Origin of the sequence: Streptomyces sp. NPDC057010 (assembly GCF_042673805.1) — a bacterium.
Classification (GTDB): domain Bacteria; phylum Actinomycetota; class Actinomycetes; order Streptomycetales; family Streptomycetaceae; genus Streptomyces.
This window is the reverse complement of sequence record NZ_JBHUSC010000019.1, coordinates 54,056-74,999: the sequence shown is the minus strand read 5'-3', so window position 1 is coordinate 74,999 and position 20,944 is coordinate 54,056. Positions and strand designations below refer to the sequence as shown.

Below are 20,944 nucleotides of genomic sequence, written 5' to 3'. Positions count from 1 at the left end.
GTGTGCGAGGGGTCAGAGCGAGCGGCGCAGCAGGCCGCTCATGGTGATCCGGTCACCGCGGAAGCGGATGAACTCCAGGTCCACGGGCCGGCCGTCGGCGAGGTGGGTGAGCCGCTCCAGCATCAGGACGGCGGCCCCGCGGGGTGCCTGGAGGACGGCGGCGGAGTGCGCGTCGGCGTTGACGGCTTCCAGGGTGATCTCGGCGTGGCCGAGCGGCTGGCCGGTGAGCTGTTCCAGGAGGCGGAAGACGTCCGTGTTCTCCAGGTCGCAGCCGAGCAGTCCGGTCCCGATGTCCATCGGGACGTAGGTGAGGTCCAGGGAGAGCGGCAGCCCGCCGAGGCGGCGCAGCCGTTCGATGTAGAGCACGTCGGCGTGCTCGGGCAGGCCGAGGCGGCCGGCGACCGGGGCGGGGGCGCGGACGGGGCCGACGGTGCGGACCTCGTTGGTGACCTTGCCGTGCTCGTGCAGGGTTTCCGCCAGGCCCTGCAGGCGGTCCAGGCCGTGCGGGTACTTCTCGCAGACGACGACGGTGCCGACGCCCGGGCGGCGCTCCACCAGCTGCTCGCCGCGCAGCAGGTCGAGGGCCTGGCGGACGGTGTTGCGGCCGGCGGCGTAGTCGGTGGCGAGGGTGTCCTCCAGCGGGAGGACCCCGCCGGGGAACCCGCCCGCCAGGATCTGGTGGCGGAGCAGGTCGGCGAGCTGGCGCGCCTGGTCCGCGCGCAGCCGCCGCCGGCGCGCGGCGGCGACCGGGACGGTGTGCGAGGCGGTGCGTTCGGCTGGCATGCCACGGAACATACCGACGGGGCCCGGGGTGTGGTGTTGCCACAGTATTGCGCCACCGGACGTCAGGTGATCAAAGCTGTGACCTGCGGTTTCGGCGGGGAGGCGAAAAGATCCGCCACCCCGCCGACCAAGGGGTGGACTACCGCGATCCCACGATGCGGCCGGTGACCTCGCCCAGGCCCACGCGCGTGCCGTCGGCCCCGGGGGCCCACGCGGTGAGGGTGACGGTGTCCCCGTCCTCCAGGAAGGTGCGCTTGCCGTCGGCGAGCTCGATGGCGTCGCGGCCGTTCCAGGTGAGCTCCAGCAGCGAACCGCGCTGGCCGACCTCGGGGCCGCTGACGGTGCCGGAGCCGTACACGTCACCGGTGCGCAGCGAGGCGCCGTTGACGGTCATGTGCGCGAGCTGCTGCGCGGCCGTCCAGTACATCGAGGCGAACGGCGGCTGCGCCACCTCCTGCCCGTTGATGGAGACGGTGATGTGCAGGTCGAAGCCGCCGGGGCGCTCGGCCGCCGCGTCGTCGAGGTAGGGCAGGAGGGGGAAGTCCCGGGCGGGCGGGGCGACCCGGGCGGCGTCCAGGGCCTCCAGCGGGGTCACCCACGCCGAGACGGAGGTGGCGAAGGACTTGCCGAGGAAGGGGCCGAGCGGCACGTACTCCCAGGCCTGGATGTCGCGCGCCGACCAGTCGTTGAGGAGGAACAGCCCGAAGACGTGCTCCTCGAAGTCGCCGACGGCCACCGGGCGGCCCAGCTCGGAGGGGGTGCCGACGACGAAGCCGACCTCGGCCTCGATGTCGAGCTTGACGGACGGGCCGAAGACCGGCGCCGGGTCGGTCGGCGCCTTGCGCTGCCCGGAAGGCCGCACGACGTCCGTCCCCGAGACCACGATGGTCCCCGACCGGCCGTGGTAACCGATGGGCAGGTGCTTCCAGTTGGGCGTCAGCGCGTCCCCGTCGGGCCGGAAGATCCGGCCGACGTTGGTGGCGTGGTGCTCGCTCGCGTAGAAGTCGACGTAGTCGGCGACCTCGTACGGCAGGTGCAGGGTCACGGCGTCGAGCGGCGTGAGGTGCGGCTCCACGGTGGGGCGGTGGCCGGGGTCCGTCACCCAGGCGGTCAGCGCGCGGCGCACGTCGCGCCAGGCGGTGCGGCCGGCGGCGAGCAGCGGATTGAGCGAGCCGTGGGTCAGGAGACCGGCGTACGGGGACCCGAGCGCGACGGCGACGGCCCCCGCGTCGAGCACGTACCCGCCGATCCGCACACCGATCCGGCGGCGCTCCTCACCGGCGGCGGAGAAGACGCCGTAGGGGAGGTTGTGCGGCCCGAACGGGTCGCCCTCGGGAACATCGAGGGGGCTCTGCTGGGGCATGGGGTACTGCCTCGCTTTCGACGCGGTCCGGGGGTGTCCCGGTAGACACGGTGCGGGACACGCTACCCAGGATTACGACTGAAAGCTCGGGTGCTCAGAGCGGAGATGAAACACACCTGGGAGGAAGAAAACGGGCAGATGTTGTTGCTTCTGGTCACATCACGCCACTTCGCACGGATTGGCGAGTTACGGGTCGTACGCTCCGCCCATGCGGTTGCGTTACAACTACCGGGTCTACCCGAATGCCGTCCAGCGACAGGCGCTGGTGCAGGCGTTCGGGTGTGCGCGTGTGGTGTGGAACGACGCGCTGAACATCCGCCAGGACGCATACAAGCAGGGCAGGCCTGTCCCCTCGATGGTCGAGCTGGCCAGGCTGGTGATCACGGAGGCAAAGAAGACAGAGGGGCGTGCCTGGCTGGGCGAGGTCTCGGCAGTCCTGCTCCAATCGTCCCTGCGGGACCTGGGAACCGCGTACGGCAACTTCTTCGCATCGAAGCGGGGAACGCGTAAGGGCCCGAAGATCGGACCGCCCCGCTTCAAGAGGAAGGCCGGTCGCCAGGCTGTGAGGTTCACGAAGGCGGCTCATTTCTCCATCACCGAGGATGGCGCGCTTCGGCTTCCGAAGATCGGTGATGTGCCGGTCCGCTGGTCTCGCAAGCTTCCCTCCGGCCCGTCGTCGGTCACGATCGTCAAGGACGCGACCGGGCGGTTCTTCGCCTCCTTCGTGGTCGAGACGGAGGGCGAGCCACTCCCTGAGCTGGACTGGGAAGAGACCGACACCGGGATCGACCTGGGCTTGTCCTCCTACGCCGTACTGCGGGACCGGAAGATCGCCTCCCCGAAGTTCTTCCGCCGCCAGGAGAAGAAACTCCGTCGTGCTCAGCGCAAGCTCAGCAGGTGCCGGAAAGGATCGAACAACCGGCGCAAGGCAAAGCTGGCCGTAGCCAAGATCCATGCCCGCATCGCCGACCGGCGACGCGACTTCATCGAACAGGAAACCACCCGGATTGTCCGCGAGAGCCAAGCGGCCTACCTGGAGGACCTGAACGTGAAGGGCATGGCCCGGGGCCGGTTCGGCAAGTCCGTGCATGACCAGTCCTTGGGCATGTTCGCCCGCACCCTCGAAGTCAAGTGTGCACGGTACGGGCGGGGCTTCGCCAAGGTGAGCAGGTGGTTCCCCTCCACCCAACTGTGCTCGCAGTGCGGTGCGCTCACCGGCCCCAAGGGAATTGAACGGCTCCACATCCGGCACTGGGTGTGCGACTGCGGCGCCAAGCACGACAGGGACGGCAACGCCGAGATGAACCTCCGCGCCGAAGGGCGCCAACTCCTCGCGGCCGGGCGGGCCGAGAGGTAAAACGCCTGTGGAGTCCGTGTAAGACCCGGCACGCCGGGCAGTGGGTGCTGAAGCAGGAACCACCCGTAGGTCGGCACTCAACAGTGGCGGCCAGGCGGGAATCATCCACCTTCAGGTGGAGACGACGCAAATTGTAGGACTTGTCCAAGGGGGTCCGTATCCTTGGCGCCGTGACTTCCGCCCTCCCCTATGCCTTGATCGCCACTGACCTGGACGGGACTCTGCTGCGCGCCGGTGACACCGTCTCGGCCCGCTCGTACGAGGCGCTCGCGCGCGCCCGTGCGGCCGGGGCCCAGCACATCATCGTCACCGGCCGCCCGGTTCCGCAGGTCCGGCATGTCCTGGACGGCCTCGGGTATTCGGGGCTCGCGGTGTGCGGGCAGGGCGCGCAGGTGTACGACGCGGCGCGCGGGCGCCTGTTGCACTCCGTGTCCATGGACCGGGGGCTGGCCGAGGTGGCCCTCGGCAAGATCGAGGCGGAGATCGGCGAGGTCTACGCGGCGGTCAACCAGGAGGGCGTCGACGCGGAGATGCTGATGGGACCGGGCTACCGGATGTGGCACCCGCACCTGCCGACGGTGCGGGTGGGGCGGCGCTCGGACCTGTGGGCCGCGCCGATCAACAAGGTGCTGCTGCAGCATCCGGAGCTGGACGACGACGAGCTGACGCGGGTGGCGCGGGCGGTGGTCGGGGACCTGGTGAACGTGACGATGGCGGGGGAGCACACGGTGGAGCTCCAGCCGCCGGGCATCGACAAGGCCAGTGGCCTGCGGCGGGCTGCGGAGGTCCTGGGGCTGTCCGGTTCGGAGACGATCGCCTTCGGCGACATGCCGAACGACATCCCGATGTTCGCGTGGTCGGCCCACGGGGTGGCCATGGCCAACGCCCACCGCGAGCTGGTTGCCGTCGCCGACGAGCTGACCCTCTCCAACGAGCAGGACGGCATCGCGGTGGTCCTGGAGCGCCTCTTCGCCTGACCGCCGCCGCCTCCGGGGCTCCGCCCCGCACCCCGCTCCTCAATCGCCGGAGGGGCTGGCTTTGCCTCCGGCGGCGCCTCAAACGCCGGCGAGGCTGGCTTTGCCTCCGGCGGGGCCTCAAATACCGGAGGGGCTGGCTTTGCCTCCGGCGGGGCTGGATTGCCCGCAGGGCAAATTCAGCCCCTCCGGCGTTTGAGGAGCGGGGGTCCGGGGGCTGGCCCCCGGCAACGGCGCCACGCGTGCGGGACCACGGGGGCACATCCAGCCCCGCCGGCGTTTGAGGCGCGGGTCCGGGCAGAGCCCGGCAACGGCGCCGCAGGTGTCAACGGGCCATCCGGGTCGAGAGGGTGAGGCCGATCGCCACCGTTGCCGCCGCGACGAGCCCCGCGTAGAGGACCGCGTACGTACCGGCCCACGTGCACGCGAGGATCGCAAGGGCGGACAGCGGGAGCGTCAGCTGCTGGGCCGGGCCGCGCTTGAAGTGGCGGGAGTGCAGGAGCCACACCGTCATGAGGAACAGCGCGGACGGCACGGTGACGGCGGCGTTGGCGGCGAGCTGCGAGATGTGCGCCTGCCCGACCGCGTGCTCGACGGCGACCTCGATGCCCGCCCCGATCGCCGCGCCGGAGGCGAAGACCACCAGGTGGCCGTAGCCCCACGGGATGGCCTCCCGGTTGGTGTTCAGCCGCTCGTGCATCGGCACCGCGAAGTAGATCCACCAGGCCGCGAACACGATCAGCAGCCCGCCGCCGGCGAGGGGCAGCAGCTCGCCCAGCGCCTCGTGCTCGTCGAGCGCCGACTTCACCGCCACCGTGCTCGCGGCGATGGTCTCGCCGAGGACGATGATGGTGAACAGTCCGTACCGTTCCACGATGTGGTGCGCGTGCCACGGCGTCTGGTGCCCGCGCTCGGCCACCAGCGGCACCAGCAGCTCGGCCGCCACCAGCGCCAGGAAAAGCCAGCGCTTGGAGTCACCCGGGGCGAACAGCAGCCCCACCCAGCCGGCCTGGCAGATCACCAGCCCGGCCGCGTACGTCAGTGCCGCCGTGCGGGCCGGTCCGCTCTCCCCGGCGGCGGCCCGCAGCCACTGCGCCGTCAGGGCGACGCGCATGATGATGTAGCCGATGACGGCGACCGTCCAGTCGTTCTCGTCGAAGGCCCGGCTCACGCCCGCCGCGTAGACGAGCACGCCGGCGATCTGGACGAGGGTCGCGATCCGGTACAGCACGTCGTCGACGTCGTAGGCGGAGGCGAACCACGTGAAGTTCATCCACGCCCACCACACGCCGAAGAAGACGAAGAAGTAGCCGACCACCCCGGTGCCGGGATGGCCCTCGGCCAGCGCGTGCACCAGCCGGGCGCCGGCCTGCGCGACCGCGACGACGAAGCAGAGGTCGAAGAACAGCTCGAGCGGGGTGGCCGCACGGTGGTGCTCTTCGCGGCTGCGGGCGGTCATGGGGGAGTAGGCCATAGCGGAAAGCAGACCAGAGGATGCCCTCCCCGGCGGGCCGGACGCGCGGCCCGCGGTCCACCGGTGCCCCGATCGCCGAAAGGACTGCGGGCGACAGGACAAGGTCCCGCCGGCGCACGACGTTGGCCCCTGCCGCGGGCCGCCCCCGGAGCCGGACTCTGGATAGGTCAGGACCCTTCTCAACGTTCAGGACCACGCCATGAGTTCCGCCACGCAGCAAGTGTCGCCGGGGGTGCTCGCCGATCCGGCGCAGTACGGCCCGGGCCGCACCATCACGGACTGGACGCCGGAGGACCCGTCCTTCTGGCGGTCCACCGGGAAGAAGGTCGCGACCCGCAACCTGTGGATCGCGGTGCCGGCCCTGCTGGTGGCCTTCGTGGTCTGGCAGGTGTGGAGCATCACCGCGACCAACCTGAAGGACGTCGGCTTCGGATACAGCCAGTCCCAGCTCTTCTGGCTGACGGCGGTCCCCGGCCTCACCGGCGGCACGGCCCGGATCTTCTACACCTTCCTCGGCCCGATGATCGGCCAGCGCCGCTTCACGGCCGTCTCCACCGTCGTGCTGATCGTGCCGCTGCTGTGGCTGGGCTTCGCGGTGCAGAACCCGAACACCCCGTACACGACGATGGTCGCGATCGCCGCCCTCTGCGGCATCGGCGGCGCGAACTTCTCCTCCTCGCTGGCCAACATCGGCTTCTTCTACCCGAAGCAGGAGAAGGGCAACGCGACCGGCATCAACGGCGGCCTGGGCAACCTGGGCGTCTCGGTGGTCCAGCTCCTCACGCCGATCCTGATCACGTCCTCGGTCCTCGCCATCGGGGCGGGTCAGGAGAAGGCCGACGGCTCGGAGATCTACCTCCAGAACGCCGCCTTCGTATGGGTCCCCGTGCTCGTGGTCCTCGCCGCGGTGGCCTGGTTCGGCCAGAACGACCTGAAGGTGGCCTCCACCCCCTTCCGCCAGCAGAAGATCATCTTCAAGCGCAAGCACAACTGGCTGATGACCTGGCTGTACGTCGGCACCTTCGGTTCCTTCATCGGCTTCGCCGCGGCCCTGCCCCTCCTCATCAAGACCACCTTCCCCGCGTACTCGGTGGCCACCTACGCCTGGATGGGCCCGGCGCTGGGCGCGCTGGCGCGCTGGGCGGGCGGCTGGATCGCGGACAAGCTGGGCGGCGCGCGCGTGACGATCCTGTCCTTCGCGGGCATGGCCGCCTCGATCATCGGCGTGATCACGTTCCTCCCCGCGGGTTCCGACCAGGGCTCCTTCTACGGCTTCTTCTTCTGCTTCCTGTCGGCGTTCTTCTTCTCGGGCATCGGCAACGGGTCGACCTTCCGGCAGATCCCGGTCATCTTCCGGGGGCAGCACCTGAAGGGCCTGACGGAGGGCACCCCGCAGTACGCGGCCGCGCTGAAGCAGGCGGAGATCGAGTCGGGTGCGGTCACCGGTTTCACCGCCGGGATCGCCGCCTACGGGTTCTTCTTCATTCCGGCGATGTTCGCCAACTTCGCCGTGACGAGTGCGATGTGGGGGTTCGTAGGCTTCTACGCCTCGTGCGTGGTGGTGGCCTGGTGGTTCTACGCGCGCCGGGGAGCCGAAGCCCCGAGCTAGCCGCCCGCCGTTCCCGGGGCTCCGCCCCGGACCCCGCACGCCGGCGGGGCTGGATGTGCCCCCGGGCCGTCCGGCCCCGCCGGCGTTGGCGCACGTCCGCCCCGGACAGATTCTTGTGAATGCATTCACAAGCTCACGATGGACCTTCGGCCTTCCCGAAAGCCCAGGTCAGACGGATGTGGAGGGTGTCGGCGGGGAAGGCCGCAGGACCTTCGGGCCCCAGCTCGGGACCAACGCGGCGCCAAATGATCGATCAAAAGGCGTGCAATGGAGACAAGCAATGAGGCGATGGAAGAAGGTGTGGGCGATGACAGTCACCCCTGCGGAGACCACGAGGAACGACGAGGCCGGCGCAGCCTGGGAGGGCTTCAAGGGCGGGCTCTGGCGCGACGCCGTCGACGTCCGCGACTTCATCCAGCAGAACTACACGCCCTACGAAGGCGACGACTCCTTCCTCGCCGGCCCCACCGCACGCACCACCGCCGTCTGGAAGGCGATCACCGACAAGTTCCCGGAGGAGCGCGAGAAGGGCGTCTACGACGTCGCGTACGACATCCCGTCGTCGATCACCGCGCACGCCCCCGGCTGGATCGACCGGGACAAGGACCTCATCGTCGGCCTCCAGACGGACGCCCCGCTCAAGCGCGCGATCATGCCGTACGGCGGCTGGCGCATGGTCGCCGGCGCGCTGGAGACCTACGGCTACCCGGTCTCCGAGGAGCTGGAGAAGGTCTTCACCGAGTACCGCAAGACCCACAACGCCGGTGTCTTCGACGCCTACACCCCCGAGATCCGCGCCGCCCGCAAGGCCGGCGTCGTGACCGGCCTGCCGGACGCGTACGGCCGCGGCCGCATCATCGGCGACTACCGCCGCGTGGCCCTCTACGGCGTCGACCGCCTCATCGCCTTCAAGAAGGAGGAGAAGGAGGAGATCAACTCCCTCCCCGCCGGCCCGCGTTCGCTGGAGGAGACGATCCGGCTGCGCGAGGAGCTCTCCGAGCAGATCCGCGCGCTCGCCGAGCTCAAGGCCATGGCAGCCTCCTACGGCTACGACATCTCCGGCCCGGCCGCCACCGGCCGCGAGGCCATCCAGTGGCTGTACTTCGCCTACCTGGCCGCCGTGAAGGAGCAGAACGGCGCGGCCATGTCGCTGGGCCGCACCTCCACCTTCGTCGACGTCTACCTCCAGCGCGACATCGACGCGGGCGTCCTGACGGAGGAGCAGGCGCAGGAGCTGGTCGACGACTTCATCATCAAGCTGCGCATCGTTCGCTTCCTGCGCACCCCGGAGTACGACGAGTTGTTCTCCGGCGACCCGACCTGGGTCACCGAGTCCATCGCCGGCATGGGCGAGGACGGCCGTCCGCTGGTCACCAGGACCTCCTTCCGCTACCTCCAGACCCTCTACAACCTCGGCCCGGCCCCCGAGCCGAACATGACGGTCTTCTGGTCGCCGCGGCTGCCGCAGGGCTTCAAGGAGTTCTGCGCCCGCGTCTCGATCGACACCTCCTCGGTGCAGTACGAGTCCGACGAGCTGATGCGCCCGCGCTTCGGCGACGACACCGCCATCGCGTGCTGCGTCTCGGCGATGCCGGTCGGCAGGCAGATGCAGTTCTTCGGTGCCCGCGTGAACCTCGCCAAGACCCTCCTCTACGCGATCAACGGCGGCCGGGACGAGAAGTCCGGCGCCCAGGTGGGCCCCGAGACCGGCGCCCTGACCTGCGAGGTACTGGACTACGACACGGTCGTGGCGAAGTTCGACGAGCAGATGGAATGGCTCGCCGAGACCTACGTCCACGCCCTGAACGTCATCCACTACATGCACGACCGCTACGCCTACGAGCGCATCGAGATGGCGCTGCACGACCGCGACGTGCGCCGCACCATGGCCTGCGGCATCGCCGGCCTGTCGGTGGCCGCCGACTCGCTGTCCGCCATCAAGTACGCCAAGGTCACCGCGGTGCGCGACGAGACCGGGCTCGCCACCGACTACGTCGTCGAGGGCGACTACCCGGCCTACGGCAACAACGACGACCGCGTCGACGACATCGCCGTCTGGCTGGTCGAGGAGTTCATGAGGAAGGTGCGGCGGCACGAGACGTACCGGGGTGCCGAACACACCCAGTCCGTGCTGACGATCACCTCGAACGTCGTCTACGGGAAGAAGACCGGCAACACCCCGGACGGGCGCCGCGCCGGCGAGCCGTTCTCCCCGGGCGCCAACCCGATGAACGGCCGCGACACGCACGGCTACATCACCTCGGCGCTGTCGGTCGCGAAGCTCCCGTACGAGGACGCCGAGGACGGCATCTCGCTGACCAACACCGTCACGCCGGACGGCCTGGGCCGCACCCCCGAGGAGCGGATCAGGAACCTGGCGGGCGTGCTCGACGGCTACATGGCCAGCGACGGCTTCCACATGAACGTGAACGTGCTGAACCGCGACACGCTCATGGACGCCATGGAGCACCCGGAGAACTACCCGCAGCTGACCATCCGCGTCAGCGGCTACGCGGTGAACTTCGTCCGGCTCACGCGGGACCAGCAGCTCGACGTGCTGAACCGCACCTTCCACGGCTCGCTCTAGAGCCCGTCAGACCGCGCGACTCGCCGCCTTCGAACAGACAGCCCAGGGGTGCCCGCCATGACCGTCCTTCTCGGCTCGAACACCGCCCGCGCCGCCGTTCCCGCCGCGCCCGCCGCCGCCACCACGCTCGCGGCCGCGGCGACCCGGCGGCCGAGCGAGGGCTCGGTGCACTCCTGGGACCTGTCCACCGGTGTCGACGGCCCGGGGACGCGCTTCGTCACGTTCCTCTCCGGATGCCCGCTGACCTGCCTGTACTGCCACAACCCCGACACGTGGAGGATGCGGGCCGGCAAGCGGACCTCCGCGGACGACGTGATCGCCGAGGCCGCCAAGTACCGCAGGTTCATCGCCGCGTCCGGCGGCGGGGCCACCGTCTCCGGCGGGGAGCCGCTGCTCCAGCCCGTCTTCGCGGGCGAGCTGCTGCACCGGATGAAGCACGAGCTGGGCCTGCACACCGCTCTGGACACCTCGGGCTTCCTCGGCGTACGGGCCACCGACGCGCTCCTGCGCGATGTGGACCTGGTCCTGCTCGACATCAAGTCCTGGGACCGGGACACCTACAAGAAGGTCACCGGCCGCCCGCTGCGGCCCACCCTGGACTTCGCCCAGCGCCTCGCGGACCTCGGCAAGGAGGTGCACCTGCGGTTCGTGCTCGTGCCCGGCCTGACCGACGAGCCCGGGAACATCGAGGGCGTCGCCGCCTTCGCCGGCCGCCTCGGCAACGTCTCACGCGTCGACGTCCTGCCCTTCCACAAGCTGGGGGAGGGGAAGTGGCAGGCGCTGGACATGAACTTCACCCTGCACGACACCCCCTCGCCCACCGCGGAGCAGGTGGCGGAGGCCAGGGCGATCTTCGCGGCCCAGGGGCTGACCGCCGTCTGACGACCCCACCCGTTCGGCGTAACACCGTGTACGGCATAACGGGCTGAATCGGTACAAACCACCTAGCGTGGTGCTGTGCCCGAGCCATCAGAAGCCCTTGCCGCCCCGCCTCCGCCCTCCGGTGCGCCCGGCGCCACCGCCGAGGCGGCCGACATCCCGCCGGTCCCGCTGCCCGAGCAGGGCAGGCGCAGATCCGTCACCGCCCGGGCCACCCTGGCCGGCGCCCTCGTATCGCTGCTGCTCATCGCCGCGATCGTGCTGGGCAGCAGGCTCCTGCGCGACTTCGACTCCGCCCTCCTGCCCTATGCCGTGGCCACCGTCTTCCTGGCCTTCGGCGTGGCCTACCGGTACACCGTCTGGGTCTCCGCGCCCGGCGCCCGCCGCCTGTTCAAGAAGGGCTTCGGCAGCTTCTTCTCCGCCGAGAACTTCAAGAAGGCGCCCACCGCCCTGCCGAAGATGATCGCCACCTACCTCGGCTTCCAGAAGTTCCTCGGCGCCCGCTCGCGCTCCCGCTGGGCCGCCCACCAGCTGATCTTCTGGGGCTGCCTGCTGGCCGCCGCGATCACCTTCCCGCTCACCTGGGGCTGGTTCACCTTCACCTCGGACAGCGGCTCCGGCCCCGGCTACGAGATGCGGATCTGGGGCTTCAAGATCCTCGGCTTCAACTCGCTGAACATCGTGGGCTGGCTGATGTTCCACGGCCTGGACATCGCCGCGGTGCTGGTCATCCCCGGCGCCTCGTACTTCCTGTGGCGCCGGATGAAGGACCGCGGCGCCATCACCGGCCAGCGCTTCGCCTACGACCTGCTGCCGCTGATCTGCCTGATCGTGATCTCCGTGACCGGGCTGCTGCTCACCTTCTCGTCGATCTTCCTGCACGGCGGCGGCTACGAGTTCCTCGCGATCCTGCACATGGTCTCGGTGGTCTTCACCCTCATCTACATCCCGTTCGGGAAGTTCTTCCACATCGTGCAGCGCCCGGCCGCCGTCGGCATGCAGCTCTTCAAGTACACGGCCCGCCAGGACGAGCAGGTCTTCGTCTGCAAGCGCTGCGCCGAGCCCATCGACACCACCCCGTACGTCGAGAACCTGCGCGGCACCATGCAGGACCTGAAGCTCGACTTCAACGCCTTCGTCGAATACTGCCCGCGCTGCAAGCGGGTGCTGCGCGGCAACGCCTACCTGACCCACGTCAAGAAGGGCTTCAAGTGACCGCGACCGACCCCGCCAAGGCCGCGTCCCGGCCCGTGCACCTGCCCCTCGACCCGTCCATCGCCCCGCCCGGCACCCGCAACTTCCGCGACGCGGGCGGCATTCCCGCGGACCAGTGGCACGCCGACCAGAACGGCGAGACCCTCGTCCCCACCCACTGCTGCTTCTGCGGCGTGCAGTGCGGGATGTACCTGCGGGTGGACAAGGGCGGCAAGGTCTTCGGCGTCGAGCCCCGCAACCACGACATCAACCGGATGCGGCTGTGCCCCAAGGGCATCAACGCCTACCAGCAGGTCAACCACCCCGACCGGCTGACCGCCCCGCTGATGCGCCGCTCGCGGGACGAGGAGTTCAAGGAGGCCTCCTGGGAGGAGGCCCTCGACTTCACCGTCTCCGAGATCCGGCGCATTCAGGGCCGGTACGGGAACGACGCCTTCGGGCTGCTCGGCGGCGCCAGCCTGTTCTCCGAGAAGACCTACCTGGTCGGCAAGTTCGGCCGGGTCGCCCTGAAGACCAAGCACGTCGACTACAACGGCCGCCTGTGCATGGTCAGCGCCGCGGGCGCCAACAAGCTCGCCTTCGGCATCGACCGCGCCGGCAACCCCTTCTCCGACATCCTCCTCACCGACTGCCTGCTCATCGCCGGGTCGAACGTGGGGGAGTGCTTCCCCGTCATGACCCAGTACCTGTGGGGCGCCCGGGACCGGGGCGCCTCACTGATCGTCGTCGACCCGCGCGAGACGGCCATCGCGCGCACCGCCGACATCCACGTCGCCCTCAAGCCCGGCACCGACTCGGCCTTCTTCAACGCCGTCCTGCACGTGATCGTCGCCGAGGGCCTCACCGACGAGGCCTACCTCGCCGCCCACACCACCGGCTGGGAGGAGGTCAAGCAGACCGTCGCCGCCTACGCGCCCGCCCGCGCCGCCGAGATCTGCGGGGTTCCCGCCGAGCAGATCGTCCAGGTCGCCCGGGCATTCGCCGGCGCCGGCAAGGCCATGGCCTGGCACGCCCGCGGCATCGAACACCACTCCCAGGGCGTCGAGAACTGCCTCTCCGTCATCAACCTGTGCGTGGCCACGGGCAACATCGGCAAGCCCGGTGCCGGCTACGGGACGATCACCGGCCAGGGCAACGGCCAGGGCGGCCGCGAACACGGCCAGAAATCCGACCTCCTCCCCGGGGGCCGCTCCATCACCAACCCGGAGCACCGGGCCCAGATCTGCCGCATCTGGGGCATCGAGGAGTCCGAACTCCCCGGCGCCGGCACCTCCATGATGGAGATGGTCTGGCAGATGCAGCGCGGGGAGATCCGCGGCCTCATCGGCATCTGCAACAACCCCTTCGTCTCCCTGCCCAACTACGGCGTGACCAAGAGCGGCTACGACACCGCCGAGTTCCACGCCCAGTTCGACTTCTTCCTCTCCGAGACCGCCGCCAACGCCCACGTCGTCTTCCCCGTCACCACCTGGGCCGAGGACGAGGGCGTGATGGCCAACGCCGAGGCCCGGGTGGTCAAGCACAACAAGGCCCAGGAGCCCCCCGCCGGGGTGCGCACCGACACCTGGGTCATCTGCGAGCTGGCCAAGCGCCTCGGCGCCGGGCAGCACTTCGACTTCCCCGGCTCCCGCGAGGTGTTCGAGGAGCTGCGCGTCGCCTCCGCCGGCACCGTCAACGACTACTACGGCATCACCTACGACCGGCTGGAGGAGACCGGCGGGATCTCCTGGCCCTGCCCCTCCACCGAGCACCCGGGCACCCCCCGGCTGTTCGAGGACGGCCGGACCTACCACCCCGACCGGAAGATCCACATGCAGGTCGTGGAATGGCATCCGCCCATGGACGCCTACACCGAGGAATACCCCCTCTCCCTCACCACCGGCCGCACCGTCGCCCACTTCCTCTCCGGCAACCAGACCCGCCGCCTGGGCGCCCTCGTCGAACAGACCCCCCGCCCCTGGGTGGAGGTCCACCCCTCGCACGGCTTCCGCAATGGGGACCCGGTCCGGGTCGTCACCCGCCGCGGCAGCGAGGTCTTCCCGGCCCTGGTCACCGAGGCGATCCGCCCCGACACCGTCTTCATCCCCTACCACTGGCCCGTCCCGACGGCCGCGAACGCCCTGACCATCGATGCCCTCGACCCCCGCTCCAAGATCCCCGAGTACAAGGTCTGCGCCGCCCGGATCGAGGCCGCCGAGCGGATCGACGAGGTCCCCGCGCCGCCCACGGGCCCGGGCCGCGAGGCCTATCCGGAGACCCAGGTCTCCCGCACCGACCCCCTGCCGCCCACGTCCCCGCAGGGCCGTGGCACGGCGGAGAGGAGCTGACCCGCCATGATGGGCCGCACGATCTTCATCGACCCGGGTCGCTGCATCGGCTGCCAGGCCTGTGTCTCCGCCTGCCGCGAATGCGACTCCCACCGCGGCAAGTCGATGATCCACCTGGACTACACCGACCCCGGCATGTCCGTCGCCTCCCTTCCGACCGTCTGCATGCACTGCGAGGACCCCGTCGCGCCTTGCGCCGAGGTGTGCCCCGCCGACGCGATCCTGGTGACCGCCGACGGCGTGGTCCAACAGGCCGACACCACCCGCTGCATCGGCTGCGCCAACTGCGTCAACGCCTGCCCCTTCGGCGTCCCGAAGATCGACCTCCAGGCGAAGCTGCAGATGAAGTGCAACCTCTGCTACGACCGCACCGCCTACGGCCTGGCCCCCATGTGCGCCACCGTCTGCCCGACGGGGGCCCTCTTCTACGGAACCCTCGAGGAGCTCCAGGCCGAGCGCCCCGGCGTCCAGGTCGCCGACTCCTTCGTCTTCGGCGACGTCGTCGTCTCCACCGGCGTGGCCATGGTCGTCCCCGCCGACAAGGTGCAGTGGCCCGTTCCGGGCGGCCTTCCCATCGTCGAGGTGAACGGAGTCGACGTGCGATGAGCGTCACCGAACAGCCCCCTCCCGCACCGGGTGAGGACGAGGCCGCCGACCAGCTGCGCGACCGGATCAGCGCCGACTCCCTCACCACCCGCCGCGACTACCTGCGGATCGTCGCCACCGTCTCCGGCGGCCTGGCCATCGGCGGTGTCGGCGTCGCCGCCGGCATTCTGCACCGGCACGGCGACAGCGAGACCCTGCCCCGGCCCAAGAAGGTCACCGATCAGCTGGCGCCGGGCGAATCCGTGGCCTTCCGCTTCCCCGGCGACGAGGACCGCGCCCTCGCCGTACGGCTCGCCGACGGCACCCTCGTCGGCTACTCCGCCGTCTGCACCCACCTGGCCTGCGGCGTGCTCTGGCGCCAGGACCGGGGCCTGGACGGGGAGTTGTACTGCCCCTGCCACGAGGGCGTCTTCGACGTCCGCACCGGCGAAGTGGCCGCGGGACCGCCACCCCGCCCCCTCCCCATGGTCTTCCTGACCGAGCAGGCCGACGGCAGTGTCTGGGCCATCGCCACCGCCCGGTCGGGAGAGCCGGCCAAGGACGCCCTGTGCCGGCAGTTCGGCGATTCCCGCCCCGAGACGACCCGCCAGCTGGGCTGCCCCGGAGCGAATCGCGCCGCCGCGAACGAAGGCGGGCGGACGTGAGCGACGCACCCCTGCCCCCGCGCCCCGACTACCGCCCGGGGAGCGCCCAGCCCCGGCTGAACCGGCCGGTGCACGAGCGGTATCCGCAGATCCGCTCCACCAGCGGCTACGGAGACCCCCGGATCCGGCACACGGGCCCCGGCCCGGGCGCCGGCACCGAGCAGGAGCCGGAGCGGTCCTCGAAGCTCAATGCCCGTCTGGCCCTGGCCCTCACCGTGGTCATCGGGCAGCTCTGGGCGCTGACCGTGACCGTGAACGAGTGGATGAAGGGCAACACCGGCACGGCCTGGTGGGGTGCGGGATTCCTGATCCTGTCCTTCCTCGTCGTGATCGCGCTGTGGCTCCTCGACCCGAAGGACCGGTGACCATGTCCGTACGCACGAACAGCGGCTCCGCGGTGCGCTCGCACCGGGCGGAGACCTACAAGCCCGGCGCCACCATCGGCGAATGGCGGCCCGAGGACGACGGCTTCTGGCGGTCCACCGGACGCAAGGTCGCCCAGCGCAACCTCTGGATCTCGATCCCCGCGCTGATGCTCGGCTTCGTGGTCTGGCAGGTCTGGTCGGTCACCGTGGTCAAGCTGAACGACGTCGGCTTCGGCTTCTCCAAGTCGCAGCTGTTCTGGCTGACCGCCATCCCCGGCATCACCGGCGGCACCTTCCGGATCCTGTACACCTTCATCGGGCCGATCTTCGGCGAGCGGAAGTTCACCGCCTTCAGCACGATCATCCTGGTCGTGCCGATGCTGTGGCTGGGCTTCGCGCTCCAGGACACCGGCACCCCCTACTGGGAGCTGGCGCTGATCGCGGCCGTCTGCGGGATCGGCGGCGCGAACTTCGCCTCCTCGATGGCGAACATCGGCTTCTTCTTCCCCAAGCGGGAGAAGGGCAGTGCCAACGGGCTCAACGGCGGGCTCGGCAACCTCGGCGTGAGCGTGGTCCAGCTGGTCGCCCCGCTGGTGGTCACCGCGGCCGTCCTGGGCGCTCCGGCGGGCGGCCCGCAGCACGACGCCAAGGAGAACACCGACATCTGGCTCCAGAACGGAGCCTTCCTCTGGGTGCCGCTGCTGGTGATCATGGCGCTGCTCGCCTGGTTCCTGATGAACGACCTCAAGGTGGCCGCGGCCCCCTTCAGCCAGCAGAAGATCATCTTCAAGCGCAAGCACAACTGGCTGATGACCTGGCTCTACGTCGGCACCTTCGGGTCCTTCATCGGCTTCGCCGCGGGCCTGCCCCTGCTGATCAAGAACAACTTCGAAGCGCAGGGCTACCAGGCCACCACCTATGCCTGGATCGGCCCCTTCGTCGGCGCGCTCATGCGCTGGGCCGGCGGCTGGCTCGCCGACAGGATCGGCGGCGCGAGGGTCACCCTGCTGTCGTTCGTCGGGATGGCCGGGGCGCTGGTCGTGGTGATCTTCGCGCTGCCCTCCGGGGGCGACCAGGGCAGCTTCTGGTCCTTCTTCATCGGCTTCCTGGTGGCCTTCGCCTTCTCCGGCCTCGGCAACGGTTCGACCTTCCGCCAGATCCCGGTGATCTTCCGGGACCAGCACATGCGGGAGGCCCGGGGCCTGGGCCCGGAAGCGCAGGCCGCCGCGCTGAAGCAGTCCGAGATGGAGGCGGGCGCCGTCACCGGCTTCTCCTCCGCCATCGCCGCCTACGGCTTCTTCTTCATCCCCGCGATGTTCGCGGCCATGGCGGTCACCAGTGCCCTGTGGATGTTCATCGGGTTCTACGCCACCTGTCTGGCCGTGTGCTGGTGGTTCTACGCCCGCCCGGGCGCCGAGGCTCCCAGCTGAGCGGGGCCCGTGCCGGCCGCGGCCGTACCCTGGGGGAATGAGCACCGCCTCCGACCCGCAGCCCGAGCCTGCCGCGAAGCCCCAGCCCAAGTCCAAGCCGCGGCTGGTCTTCGACGACCCGCTGGACCAGCAGTCCTCGGACGACACCGACCGCGGCTGGGGCGAGCGGCCTCCCGCCGGGGGAAGCGCGGCCGACCTGGCCCGCTTCCTCGACGAGAAGCCCCCGCACCACATCTGAGCCCGGCGGGCGAGCCGGGTCAGGCCGGTCCGCTGCCCGCGTGCCGCCCGACCCCCTCGCCGCTGGTGCGCTGGGCGACCAGGTTGTCGCGGATCTCCTTGAGCACCTCCAGCTCGGTGATCTCCATGGTCTCCTGGACACCTTCCCGGGCCTTGCGGCGCTGCTCCACCTTGGCGAGGTACTTCGCCATCGGCAGCACCATGAGGAAGTACACGACGGCGGCGGTGATCAGGAAGGTCAGCGTCGCGTTCAGGACCGAGCCCCAGAGGATCTCCACGCCCGTCGGCTGGCCGTCGGTGCCGGTCCCGCAGGGCTCCTTGATGCAGGTCTTGTAGACGTCCAGGTTCTTCGTGCCGATGGCGCCGATCACCGGGCTGATGATGCCCTTGACGATCGAGTTCACGATGTTCGTGAACGCGGCGCCGATGACGACGGCGACCGCGAGGTCGACCACGTTGCCGCGCATCAGGAAGGCCTTGAAGCCCGCCAGGACGCTCTCCTTCTTCTTCTCGCTCACCACTGAGCCTTTCTTCGCAAGTGCAGAACACGGAGCCAACGGTTCCGAAAGCTACGGCAGTCCGGGCCCGGCGTGTCCAATCGACGCCCATCCCGAGGGGACTTGACTGCGCGTGCGTACGAATCAACACAACGTCACCGCCAGTCGGGTCGTCACGCCCGCTCCCACGAGAGCCCGTGCCGTGTCCCGGGGCACGGACAGGACCACCAGCGCCCCACCGTCGCCCACACCCTGCTCCGGGGCGGGTACTTCGGCCACCCGGGCCCCCGCGGCCACCACCTCCGGCGGCCCGTCCCGCTCCGCCGCCACCACGTCGACCCGGTCCCCGGGCCGCAGCAGCCGCACGGTCGCCGCGTCCGCGATGCGCACCGGCGCCGACACCATCCGCACCACCGCGGGCGGCGGTGGCGGTTTCACCTCCGGCGGCGCGGCGCCCCGCGAGGCCTGCGCCTCCGTCCCGCTCACGGCCAGTGCCGCCGCCACGACGGCCAGCCCGGCCGAGGCGGCCCGCCGCCTGCGCCTCAGGGCCCTGCGCAGCCGGCCCCCGCCCCGCCCGACGCGCAGCGGGGGAAAGGAGGGCACGTGGCGCGCAGGAGGACACGTAGAGGAGAGCGCCGAAGGGGACGCGGACGTACGGGACATGGGGTCCACCACCAAACCGGGTGAGTCGCGATGCCCGGACCCAGCGCCCGGACACCTCTCACGATCCGGCCTCCCGCGGAATCCCGCTCAGCCCTGTGGACACCCGCCGCCCTGTGGACAACCCCGTCACCCCCAGGAGTTACCGGGCGGCCTGGACCCGCAGCCCTGACCGGTCAGGCCGAAGGCAGCCCGAGGGCCGTCAGCAGCCGGTCGGCGAGGTCCTCCGCGAAGGGCTCGGAGCCGGTGAGGGCGGCCCGGACCTCCTGGGCGTCGGCGGTCAGCCCGGCGGCGGCCGCCCACGCGAGGGCCCCGGCCAGGGCCGGCTCGACCGGGTACCGGTCGAGCGGGATCTCGTAGCCCACGGCCGTGTCCCGGTTCAGCAGGGCCTTCCAGCCCGCCCCGGCCGGGGTGACGGCCTCGACGAAGCCGACATCGCTGTCGAGATACGACACCGTGAACACCGGTGCCCCGGTCCGCCGGGCGAGGTGGGCGGCACCGCGGTTCGGCCGGTCCGCGCAGTACAACGCGGCCCAGCCCCCGCCCAGTTCCGCATCACCGTCGACCTCGAAGCGGACCTCCGCGCCGAACTCCCGCAGCTCCGCCACCGTGGAGCGTGCCACGGCCATACCCCCGAGATTTCCCATGGCCGCAGGCTAGGGGGTGCCACCGACAACGGCCACACCGGCTACGGCAGTTCGATGCCCAGGTCCCAGCCGTCGTGCGCGTGCGTGCACAGGCAGTCGCGGGATTCGGTCGCCGGAAGGGCGGCCACCGCGTCGAAGAGCACCTCGCGCAGCCGGCCGACGTTCTCGCCGAACACCTTCAGGACCTCCGTGTGGGACACGCCGTCGCCCGTCTCGGCGCCCGCGTCCAGGTCCGTGACCAGCGCCATCGACGTGTAGCAGAGCCCGAGCTCCCGCGCGAGGACCGCCTCCGGGTGACCCGTCATGCCGACCACCGACCAGCCCGCCGCCGCGTGCCACCGCGATTCGGCGCGCGTCGAGAACCGCGGCCCCTCGATGACGACCATGGTGCCGCCGTCCACCGGCTCCCAGTCCCGCCCCCGCGCCGCGGCCAGCGCCACGGACCGCCCCACCGGGCAGTACGGGTCCGCGAAGGTGGTGTGCACGACGTTCGGGACCGAGCCGTCCGGCAGCGGCTCCCCGTCGAAGTAGGTCTGCGCGCGGGACTTCGTACGGTCGACCAGCTGGTCGGGAACGAGCAGCGTGCCCGGCCCGTACTCGGCCCGCAGGCCGCCGACCGCGCACGGGCCCAGCACCTGGCGGACGCCGACCGAGCGCAGCGCCCACAGGTTGGCCCGGTAGTTGATCTTGTGCGGCGGGACGGTGTGGCTGCGCCCGTGCCGCGGCAGGAAGGCCACCTGGCGGCCGGCCAGGTCACCTATGTACAGGGAGTCGCTCGGGGGACCGTACGGGGTCTCCACCTGGATCTCGGAGACGTCCTCCAGGAAGGAGTAGAAGCCCGAGCCGCCGATGACACCGATCTCTGCGTTCACCATGCCGCCCACCCTAACCGGGCATGCCAAAGGCCCCGCTGCCCGGTCAGGGCGGGCGGGGCCTCGGGAAGGAGCGGTCAGGCGGCCGACGTGGAGCTGCTGCCCGCGCTCGACGACGTCGAGGAGGACGAGGCGGCAGGGGCGGCGGTGGACGTCGTGGACGAGGACGACGAGGTCGAGGCCGGCTTCGAGGCGGGCGTGCTGCTCGACGAAGCGCCACGGCTGTCGTTCCGGTAGAAACCGGAGCCCTTGAAGACGATGCCGACCGCGGAGAACACCTTCTTCAGGCGTCCGTCACAGCTCGGGCACACGGTCAGTGCGTCATCGGTGAACTTCTGCACGGCCTCAAGGCCCTCACCGCACTCGGTGCACTGGTACTGGTAGGTCGGCACGAATTTCCTCCTGGCACTCTGACTCG

At 70.5% G+C, this 20,944-nt stretch carries 20 protein-coding genes; 12 read left to right on the top strand and 8 right to left on the bottom strand.

The genetic code is table 11. From position 1 onward, the window contains the following. Positions 1–12: 12 nt before the first annotated feature. The gene (locus ACFTXQ_RS18325) at positions 13–783 is read right to left on the bottom strand and encodes a GntR family transcriptional regulator (protein ID WP_382641920.1); all 771 of its coding nucleotides are present in this window, start codon (positions 781–783) and stop codon (positions 13–15) included. A gap of 139 nt (positions 784–922) precedes the next feature. After that, positions 923–2,146, bottom strand: a complete 1,224-nt coding sequence (gene fahA, locus ACFTXQ_RS18320; RefSeq protein WP_382641918.1) for a fumarylacetoacetase — start codon at positions 2,144–2,146, stop codon at positions 923–925. 208 nt (positions 2,147–2,354) lie between these two features. Between fahA and ACFTXQ_RS18315 the strand changes: the two genes are divergently transcribed. Together ACFTXQ_RS18315 and ACFTXQ_RS18310 are read left to right on the top strand one after the other, a co-directional pair. Then, positions 2,355–3,503 carry an RNA-guided endonuclease InsQ/TnpB family protein gene (locus ACFTXQ_RS18315; protein WP_382641916.1) on the top strand — a complete coding sequence of 383 codons (1,149 nt, stop codon included), beginning with the start codon at positions 2,355–2,357 and terminating at the stop codon, positions 3,501–3,503. Between the two features lie 170 nt (positions 3,504–3,673). Beyond that, the gene (locus tag ACFTXQ_RS18310; protein WP_382641914.1) at positions 3,674–4,480 is read left to right on the top strand and encodes a Cof-type HAD-IIB family hydrolase; all 807 of its coding nucleotides are present in this window, start codon (positions 3,674–3,676) and stop codon (positions 4,478–4,480) included. A 322-nt stretch (positions 4,481–4,802) separates the two neighbouring features. On the opposite strand, the gene ACFTXQ_RS18305 is transcribed toward ACFTXQ_RS18310, so the two are convergent. Next, positions 4,803–5,951, bottom strand: a complete 1,149-nt coding sequence (locus tag ACFTXQ_RS18305) for a low temperature requirement protein A (RefSeq protein ID WP_382641912.1) — start codon at positions 5,949–5,951, stop codon at positions 4,803–4,805. A 199-nt stretch (positions 5,952–6,150) separates the two neighbouring features. Between ACFTXQ_RS18305 and ACFTXQ_RS18300 the strand changes: the two genes are divergently transcribed. The 10 genes from ACFTXQ_RS18300 (at position 6,151) to ACFTXQ_RS18255 (ending at position 17,851) form a co-directional block, all read left to right on the top strand. Further along, complete coding sequence (locus ACFTXQ_RS18300) at positions 6,151–7,560, top strand: MFS transporter (protein WP_382641910.1); 1,410 nt, start codon at positions 6,151–6,153, stop codon at positions 7,558–7,560. 307 nt (positions 7,561–7,867) lie between these two features. Beyond that, positions 7,868–10,147, top strand: coding sequence for a formate C-acetyltransferase (gene pflB, locus ACFTXQ_RS18295; RefSeq protein ID WP_382641908.1), 2,280 nt, complete (start codon positions 7,868–7,870; stop codon positions 10,145–10,147). A gap of 57 nt (positions 10,148–10,204) precedes the next feature. Next, on the top strand, positions 10,205–11,029 hold the full coding sequence (gene pflA / locus ACFTXQ_RS18290; RefSeq protein WP_382641906.1) for a pyruvate formate-lyase-activating protein: 825 nt from the start codon (positions 10,205–10,207) through the stop codon (positions 11,027–11,029). A 75-nt stretch (positions 11,030–11,104) separates the two neighbouring features. Beyond that, positions 11,105–12,241 carry an MFS transporter gene (locus ACFTXQ_RS18285; RefSeq protein WP_382641904.1) on the top strand — a complete coding sequence of 379 codons (1,137 nt, stop codon included), beginning with the start codon at positions 11,105–11,107 and terminating at the stop codon, positions 12,239–12,241. Further along, positions 12,238–14,568, top strand: coding sequence for a molybdopterin oxidoreductase family protein (locus ACFTXQ_RS18280; RefSeq protein ID WP_382641902.1), 2,331 nt, complete (start codon positions 12,238–12,240; stop codon positions 14,566–14,568). Before ACFTXQ_RS18285 ends, ACFTXQ_RS18280 begins: the two co-directional genes overlap by 4 nt. 6 nt (positions 14,569–14,574) lie before the next feature. Then, positions 14,575–15,174 carry a 4Fe-4S dicluster domain-containing protein gene (locus ACFTXQ_RS18275; protein ID WP_382641900.1) on the top strand — a complete coding sequence of 200 codons (600 nt, stop codon included), beginning with the start codon at positions 14,575–14,577 and terminating at the stop codon, positions 15,172–15,174. Further along, positions 15,171–15,818, top strand: a complete 648-nt coding sequence (locus tag ACFTXQ_RS18270) for a ubiquinol-cytochrome c reductase iron-sulfur subunit (RefSeq protein WP_382641898.1) — start codon at positions 15,171–15,173, stop codon at positions 15,816–15,818. The genes ACFTXQ_RS18275 and ACFTXQ_RS18270 overlap by 4 nt, the downstream gene beginning before the upstream one ends. Next, positions 15,815–16,183: a hypothetical protein gene (locus tag ACFTXQ_RS18265; RefSeq protein ID WP_382641896.1), complete on the top strand. Its 369-nt coding sequence runs from the start codon at positions 15,815–15,817 to the stop codon at positions 16,181–16,183. The genes ACFTXQ_RS18270 and ACFTXQ_RS18265 overlap by 4 nt, the downstream gene beginning before the upstream one ends. Positions 16,184–16,185: 2 nt before the next feature. After that, positions 16,186–17,613: a NarK family nitrate/nitrite MFS transporter gene (locus tag ACFTXQ_RS18260; protein ID WP_382641894.1), complete on the top strand. Its 1,428-nt coding sequence runs from the start codon at positions 16,186–16,188 to the stop codon at positions 17,611–17,613. A 37-nt stretch (positions 17,614–17,650) separates the two neighbouring features. Further along, positions 17,651–17,851 (top strand): hypothetical protein, encoded by a 201-nt coding sequence (locus ACFTXQ_RS18255; protein WP_382641892.1) that lies wholly within the window; start codon positions 17,651–17,653, stop codon positions 17,849–17,851. A gap of 19 nt (positions 17,852–17,870) precedes the next feature. Here ACFTXQ_RS18255 and mscL read toward each other — a convergent pair whose 3' ends face one another. The 5 genes from mscL to ACFTXQ_RS18230 all read right to left on the bottom strand — a co-directional run bounded on the left by mscL (position 17,871) and on the right by ACFTXQ_RS18230 (position 20,918). Beyond that, complete coding sequence (gene mscL, locus ACFTXQ_RS18250) at positions 17,871–18,368, bottom strand: large conductance mechanosensitive channel protein MscL (protein ID WP_382641890.1); 498 nt, start codon at positions 18,366–18,368, stop codon at positions 17,871–17,873. A 123-nt stretch (positions 18,369–18,491) separates the two neighbouring features. Further along, positions 18,492–18,950 (bottom strand): hypothetical protein, encoded by a 459-nt coding sequence (locus tag ACFTXQ_RS18245; protein ID WP_382641888.1) that lies wholly within the window; start codon positions 18,948–18,950, stop codon positions 18,492–18,494. A gap of 233 nt (positions 18,951–19,183) precedes the next feature. Beyond that, on the bottom strand, positions 19,184–19,654 hold the full coding sequence (locus tag ACFTXQ_RS18240) for a hypothetical protein (RefSeq protein ID WP_382641886.1): 471 nt from the start codon (positions 19,652–19,654) through the stop codon (positions 19,184–19,186). 41 nt (positions 19,655–19,695) lie between these two features. Beyond that, a complete protein-coding gene (locus ACFTXQ_RS18235) occupies positions 19,696–20,529 on the bottom strand; it encodes an S-methyl-5'-thioadenosine phosphorylase (RefSeq protein ID WP_382641884.1) in 834 nt (277 codons plus the stop codon). 74 nt (positions 20,530–20,603) lie between these two features. Further along, positions 20,604–20,918 (bottom strand): FmdB family zinc ribbon protein, encoded by a 315-nt coding sequence (locus ACFTXQ_RS18230; RefSeq protein WP_382641882.1) that lies wholly within the window; start codon positions 20,916–20,918, stop codon positions 20,604–20,606. Positions 20,919–20,944 lie beyond the last annotated feature (26 nt).